This is a genomic window from uncultured Campylobacter sp. (genome assembly GCF_938030685.1).
Lineage (GTDB): Bacteria > Campylobacterota > Campylobacteria > Campylobacterales > Campylobacteraceae > Campylobacter_B.
Genome location: NZ_CALHHX010000151.1, coordinates 1 through 6812, shown reverse-complemented (window position 1 = coordinate 6812; position 6812 = coordinate 1). Strand labels below are relative to the sequence as shown.

At 48.2% G+C, this 6812-nt stretch carries 7 protein-coding genes; 4 read left to right on the top strand and 3 right to left on the bottom strand.

What is annotated here, in order from left to right; translation table 11 throughout:
• On the bottom strand, positions 1 to 760 hold a 760-nt coding region (locus tag Q0369_RS06925; RefSeq protein ID WP_298097786.1), incomplete at its 3' end, for an aryl-sulfate sulfotransferase.
• Between the two features lie 234 nt (positions 761 to 994).
• Here Q0369_RS06925 and Q0369_RS06920 point away from each other — a divergent pair.
• Genes Q0369_RS06920 through Q0369_RS06905 form a run of 4 tightly spaced genes read left to right on the top strand, consistent with a single transcriptional unit; the run spans position 995 to position 4658 of the window.
• On the top strand, positions 995 to 1651 hold the full coding sequence (locus Q0369_RS06920) for a thiol:disulfide interchange protein DsbA/DsbL (protein ID WP_298097783.1): 657 nt from the start codon (positions 995 to 997) through the stop codon (positions 1649 to 1651).
• Between the two features lie 9 nt (positions 1652 to 1660).
• Complete coding sequence (dsbI, locus tag Q0369_RS06915) at positions 1661 to 2284, top strand: protein-disulfide oxidoreductase DsbI (RefSeq protein WP_298097780.1); 624 nt, start codon at positions 1661 to 1663, stop codon at positions 2282 to 2284.
• 39 nt (positions 2285 to 2323) lie between these two features.
• Entirely contained in the window at positions 2324 to 3973 is a 1650-nt protein-coding gene (locus Q0369_RS06910) for a sensor histidine kinase (protein ID WP_298097777.1), read from the top strand.
• 1 nt (position 3974) lies between these two features.
• Entirely contained in the window at positions 3975 to 4658 is a 684-nt protein-coding gene (locus Q0369_RS06905; protein ID WP_298097775.1) for a response regulator, read from the top strand.
• A 324-nt stretch (positions 4659 to 4982) separates the two neighbouring features.
• Here Q0369_RS06905 and Q0369_RS06900 read toward each other — a convergent pair whose 3' ends face one another.
• Both Q0369_RS06900 and Q0369_RS06895 read right to left on the bottom strand, forming a co-directional pair.
• Complete coding sequence (locus Q0369_RS06900) at positions 4983 to 5633, bottom strand: thiol:disulfide interchange protein DsbA/DsbL (RefSeq protein WP_298097772.1); 651 nt, start codon at positions 5631 to 5633, stop codon at positions 4983 to 4985.
• A 254-nt stretch (positions 5634 to 5887) separates the two neighbouring features.
• Positions 5888 to 6742: an aldo/keto reductase gene (locus Q0369_RS06895; RefSeq protein ID WP_298097769.1), complete on the bottom strand. Its 855-nt coding sequence runs from the start codon at positions 6740 to 6742 to the stop codon at positions 5888 to 5890.
• Positions 6743 to 6812: the final 70 nt, after the last annotated feature.

Genomic DNA, 6812 nt, shown 5'->3' with positions numbered 1-6812 from the left:
CGTATTTGGCGTATCGCTGCCCATAGCCCCACGTCATCGCGCCGTCGTCGTTTTGTTTAAAGCCCATCATGACGCCCGCGCTAAACGGCTGCTTGAGGTCGTAAATTTTACTCGGCTCCAGATACCAGCGAACTTCGCCTTTGGTGTCTAGGATGAAGTTGTTCGGACTATAGTTCCACTCGATCGCGCCGCCTGCAGGGTTGTTCCACACGACCTTGGTGCCTTTGCCCGTTTTATTTACGAAGTTATTTACGTAGTAGAGACGGTTGGCAAATTTTGCGCTCGGAGCCTTTACGACCTCGATTTTATCAAACAGCGCGCCCTTTTGAGACGGCATGCCCGAACTCTCCAAATAGATCGCTGGAGCGTAAATTTTATAGCTTTCTTTTACGTGCTCGGTCTGACCCTTATAAATTTTATCATACTCGACCAGGGCGGTGTTTTGATAGTCGGGATATAGTCCAAAAACAGGGATTCCGCCGTGCGTGCGAAGGTGCTTGTCGGCGACTTTATAGCTGATAACTTGACCACCCGGTTTTGGCACGATAGTGACTTTGGCGTTTGCTAGCGTGTAGCCGCCGTTTTTGATCACTGCCGTTAGAGGCGCGATGTCGTATGGGTTTACGACTACTTCGCCGATCTTGCCCGGGACGGCGTAGTCTATGTGCGCGCCGCTAGGTCCGCCGATAGCCAGCGCGGCCGTGCTTAGACCGCCTAAAAGCGCCACAGCTAGCGCAAATGAGGAAAAGGTTCGCTTCATCTTATTCTCCTTTGAATTGGTTTGATATCGTAATTTTAATCAACCTCGCTAACGTAGAAATCACGCGTTTATTAAAACTTGCTTAATTGTAAAAAATAATTTCAAATTTTGGCTTTTGTGCCAAAATTTAGTCGAAATTTTATAAATTTAATCTAAAATTTATCTTAGCGTGAGTTCTGCGGCGGCGAGAGGATATAAAATTAACCCAAACGAAATCATTTTAAGGAGCACTCCATGAACCTACTTTCTAAATTTAGCAAAGGCTTTCTAGCCGTTGCGATATTCGGCGCCCTTAGCGCGGCCGCATTTACCGAGGGCGAGGACTACGTAAAGCTGCAAAAGCCGCTATCCGTGGAGCAAAACACGCTAGTTAAGGTCTTTAGCTACGCATGCCCGTTTTGCTACAAATACGACAAAACCGTCACGCCGAAGGTCGTAGAAAAGGTCGCGGGGCTAAAATACGTACCGTTTCATCTAAAAACCAAGGGCGAATACGGCGAGGCGGCGAGTAAAATTTTTGCCGTTTTAGCCGTGATGGACGAGGAAAAGGGCGTGAGCCTGCTAGATGAAAACTCGCTGTTTAAAAAGGCTAAATTTGCCTACTACAAAGCCTATCACGATCAAAAGCAGCGCTGGAGCGATGGTAAGGACGAGGCTGCGTTTTTAAAAACGGGGCTTGATGCGGCGGGCATTAGCGAGGCGGACTATCAAGAAAAGCTAGAGGACCCAAAGGTCGCCGAACTGCTTAAAAAATGGGACGAGAGCTACGACGTAGCCAAGATCCAAGGCGTGCCGGCGTTCGTCGTAAACGGCAAATACCTCATCATGACGAAGTCCATCACCTCCCTAGACGGCATGGCGCAGCTAATCGAAGAGCTACTCAAAAAATAGGGCGCGAGCATGAAATTTGCGGAAAAAATAGCGAAATTCGCAGATAGCCGCCTGCCGTGGGCGATCCTCATAGTAGTGAGCGTGGGGCTTGTTATCCTCGCGCACTCGCTGTTTCAAAACTACGTCTATATGCCGCCTTGCGAGCAGTGCGTCTATATCCGCTTTGCCTTTTTGTGCATGGCGCTAGGAGGCCTCATCGCGATCATAAATCCTAAAAATTTGCTCCTTGCGGCGGTCGGCTACCTGCTAGCCTTTTGGGGCGCGATCCAGGGCATAATGTACAGCGTAAAGCTAGCCAAGATCCACGACGCCGTGCACGGAGACGATCCGTTCGGCGTGCAGGGCTGCTCGACCGAGCCGCACTATCCGTTCGGCTTGCCGCTTGAGCGGTGGGCGCCTGATTGGTTTTTACCTACGGGCGACTGCGGCTACGATAATCCGCTAGTACCCGAGGGCGTCACGCTAAGCGGCTTTCAAAAATATCTAGTGGACCTTTATCAGGACGGCTGGTATCTGATTCCCTCAAGCAAATTTATGTCGATGGCCGACTGCACGCTCATCGGCTTTGGCGTCTGCTTCGTCGTGCTCGCCGCGATGTTTATTTGCAAAATTTTAACTTTTGCAAAAGCTTAAATCGGTCTAAATTTAGACCGATTTTGCTATACTCGCCGCATGAGAGCCTTACGCGAGCATAATTTTAAAATTTACTTCATCATCATTTTCGCGAGCCTTTTCGTGGTGCTTTTGGGCGTGAAAAACTACGAGGACGCCAAGGCGCAGATCACGGCGCTCGCGGATAAAAACAAGATCGCCGCGAGCGAAAATATGGTCGGAAATTTCTCGTTTTGGCTGGACGAGCGGCTGCACTCGCTGGTGCGCGCGGCTAAATTTATGCAAAACGCAGGCGCGATACGAGACGACGAAAAGCTCGGCGGCTTCATACGGCTTTTTAAAGAAAACTCCGCAGAATTTGACGCCTTGCAGTTTTTACGCGAGGACGGAGAAATTTTCGTAGACGGCAAGGGGCTAGGCGAGAACGAAGCTATGCCAAAGAGCCTGCGCACGGGACTTGTGTGGTTTGAGGAGACCAAAAACACGCTAGCGCCCACGGTAAATTTTATGCAGCACCATAAAATTTTGGGCGAGCCGACGCTAAATTTATGCGTGCCCGTGCTGGACGGCAGTTCGTTTGCGGGGGTACTTTGCGGCGTAGTGAAGCTGCAAAATATACTAAAAAATATGGAAAAGTTTAAGCTAGCGCCAGATTCTTACGCCTTCATCGTTACGCACGGCGGCGAAATTTTAACGCCGATGAAGGATGCGGCGCTAAAAAAGCAGATCGAGGATAAATTTAAAGAGATTTTCCTGCGGGGCGAGGATATCACGAGCCTAAATATCGGCTCAAATTTCATCTCCGTCGCCGAGATCCCCACGCTAAACTGGTTTATAGGCGCAGGCACCGATAACGAAAAGGAGCTTGCCGCGCTGCTTAACTCCGCGCTAAAAAACGCCCTCATCTTGCTTTTTGCATTCGCGGCGCTAGCACTGGTGGCAAATTTCCTCCATAACTTTATGTACTCAAAAATCAAAAATCTGCAAGACGACTACGAAGCCCTGCTCAAGCACAAAGCCCGTATGAGCGAGGCGGGCGAGCTAATCAGCGGCATAAATCATCAGTTTATTCAGCCGGTTAATTCGCTAAATTTGATGATCTCAAGCCTACTCATGCTGCAAAAAGACGGCAAGCTAGACGCCGCTACGCTAGAGAGTATGCTGCAAAAGGGGCAGGCTGCGACCATGCTTTTAAGCGATACGATCGAAATTTTTAGAAATTTTTATAAAAGCAGCGACGCTCCGCAAAAATTTAGCGTGCAGCGCTGCATCAAAGACCTACTAAAGCTCATGCACACCGAGCTTAGCAAGGCAAACGTCGCGGTGAGTTTGCGCGAGTTTAAAGACGAAGAGGCTACGCAGCGAATGGGCATCGTGCAGCAAATTTTACTCATCCTCATTCACAACGCCAAGGACGCGGTCGTGGAGCGATACAAAGACGAAATCGCCAAGCGGCAAGTTTTTATCGATGTCAAATTTGAAAACGGCACGTGCAAAATAGCCGTCACGGACTACGGTAGCGGTGTGAGCAAGGAGCTTCGGGATAAAATTTTAACCCAGCCAAAAACCACCAAAAAGCAAGGAAGCGGCATCGGGCTGTATTTTGGCAAAAAGCTAGCAAACGAAAAGCTTTCAGGCGACATCAGACTGCTAAGCGCGGGTGATCCGACGACGTTTGAGCTCGGCTTTGAGATAAATTTAAAGGAGTGAGATGCAAGAGCATTTAAAGCTACTTAAAGACCTGAGCGTCCTCATCGTCGAGGACGACGAGATCGCAAGGGAGCTGCTAATAGGCGGGCTAAAACCATACTGCCTAAGCGTCTGGGGCGCAGGCGACGGGCTAGAGGGGCTGGAGCGTTTTAAAAAGCTAGCTCCCGCCATCGTCATCACCGACATCCACATGCCCGCGATGAACGGCTTTGAGATGATGAAGGAGATGATACGCGTCAAACCCGCGCAAAAATTTATCGTCTTTACCTCCTACGACACCGACGACAACCTCATCAAAAGCATCGAGCACGGCGCGGCATCGTTTCTAAAAAAGCCCGTCGATATCGCCGCGCTCTGCCGCCTGCTAGTTCTAACCTACGAAAAGGACGAAAAGCTCGTGCGACTGGGCCCGCAAACTAGCATAAATCTCGCCAAAGAAAAGATCTACAAAAACGGCGAGGAAATTTATCTATCGTTTTTGCAAAACAAGCTCTTTTGGCTCTTTGCGTATAATCTAAACAAGCTCGTGAGCTACGAGATGATCGAGGAGTTCGTCTACGAGGGCGAGCAGACGAGCAAGGGCGCGATACAAAACGTCGTACTGAGGCTGAAGCGGGAGCTGGGGGTTAAATTTAAAAATATCAGTGAAAGTGGATATATACTGCTAAGCGGCGATCAAATTTAACTTTGCGGCTTGCCTCGCGAGCGTCTTTAACGGAGCTAGTAAAAATTTAGCTCGGCGGACTACCTTGTCCAGCCCACGCTAAATTTTTACGTCGCAACCCTTAAATCCATCTCGCGATACTTCGCCTTGAAATTTTACATTTAAATTTAAAGTCAAATTTTTAAATTTTGGCTCAAACCTTACCCGCCGAAACCCGCGCTTTGAAAACGTAAAATTTAATCGTTATTGTTCCGCGCGGCTAGCGATAAAATTTGCTAGAACCCTGCCGCTGTGGCTAAATTTAATGCAGCGCGTAAAACAAAGCTTGCTTTGGCGCGGCAAAACCTATTTCGCCAGCAGTTCCTTTACCGCAGCGACCATTTCATCGACGGAGCCGAACGAAGCCGTGTTTAAGAGATACTTGCCGCTGACGACAAATGCCGGCACGCCCGAAATCACTGCGACTTCGTAGCCCGCGTCCCATTGCGCGAGCAGAGCCTGCGCCTTTTTGCTGGCAAGCGCCGCTTCATATTCGCTCATGCTCACGCCGGCGGCATCTAGCGCGGTTTTGATGAACCTTTGTTTATCACTGCCACCGCCAAAATCATCCTTTTTGTCGTGGATCGCTTTGTAAATCGCAAATTTCGCCTTTTTAAATTTTGACTCGTCGCTTAGCAGGCTCACGTCGTCCTTTTCATCAAGCACGATAAGCGCTGCGAATATACCGCTCGCGGTCTGTCCGAATACGCCTTTGGTCTTTAAGTGCCACGGCAAAAACTCCGCCCCCTCAAGCTTTTTCATCAACTGCGGTGTGACCGTCCTGTCGAACGTATAGCAGTGCGGGCACTCGTAGTTAAAAATTTTAACGACGCTGTTTTTCGGCACGTTTAGCGGCTTTTGTAGCACTTGATAATTAACGCCCTCCTCTAGCGCGTTTGCACCCGAGCCGAGCAAGCAAACGGCGGCTAAAATTCTTAAAAATTTAGCGATTTTCATAAAATTCCTTTGCGGTAAATTTTAAAGATTGTATAAAATAAAGGGTAAATTTGAGATTAAAGCAAATAAAGCAACGCTTCCCACAGAAAAATATATAAAAAAGCAGGCTACGCTATCAACACCGCTTGAGCGAGCAGGCTAATTTATTGCTACAAGCTCTATCTCCAATCTCGCTCAAGCTCAAATTTAATAGCAAGGATTGCACGCTCGCGGCTTAATTTTGAAGCATGCAATCCGCTTTAATTCAATAAATTTTACTTATCAAAGGCATGGATTATCCATTTTACGCGCTCGGCGTCTCTATGATCAAAAAATAGCGTCTTGCCTGTATCCAGCGCAGCGATAGCAGCCATATCATCAGGCGCAAGCGCAAAATCAAAAATATCGAAATTTTGCTTCATTCGCTCTATTTTTACACTCTTTGGAATGACGACGATGCCGCGCTGAATTAACCAGCGCAAAATAACCTGAGCTGAGCTTTTGCCATATTTTTCACCGATGCCACTTAATACGGCGTTTTTAAATATATCGTTTTTACCCTCGGCGAAACTAGCCCATGATTCAAATGCTATGCCGTAGCCATCAAGTACGCGTTTTAACGCTTCACGCTGATAAAACGGATGACACTCGAGCTGATTTACCGCAGGGATGACGCCGCTGTTTTCGCACAGATCTACGATCCGATCAGCGTAGAAGTTGCTAACGCCGATAGAACGAACAAGGCCCTCATCGCGCAAACGCTTCATCGCTCGCCATGAGCCATAAATGTCGCCATATGGCTGGTGAATAAGATAGAGATCAAGATAATCAAGCCCTAGCTTTTTCATCGACGCATCGAAGGCTTTTAGTGCGCGCTCCTCACCTGCGTCGTTAATCCAAAGCTTAGTAGTGATAAACAGCTCCTCGCGCTTTAGCCCGCCTGCAAGAGCCGTCTTAATTGCTGCGCCCACACTTTCTTCATTAAAATACGCCTGCGCGGTATCGATGCTGCGGTAGCCGACCGAGATCGCATCTTCGACGCATCTTTGCGTCTCTTTCGGATCTACCTGAAATACGCCAAATCCCAAAATCGGCATCTTGTTGCCGTCGTTTAAGGTTAGATATTGCATTTTTGCTCCTTTGCTAAAAAATTCATCTTATATAAAAATTTAAAATTTCGCGCTTAATTGCAAAATTCTA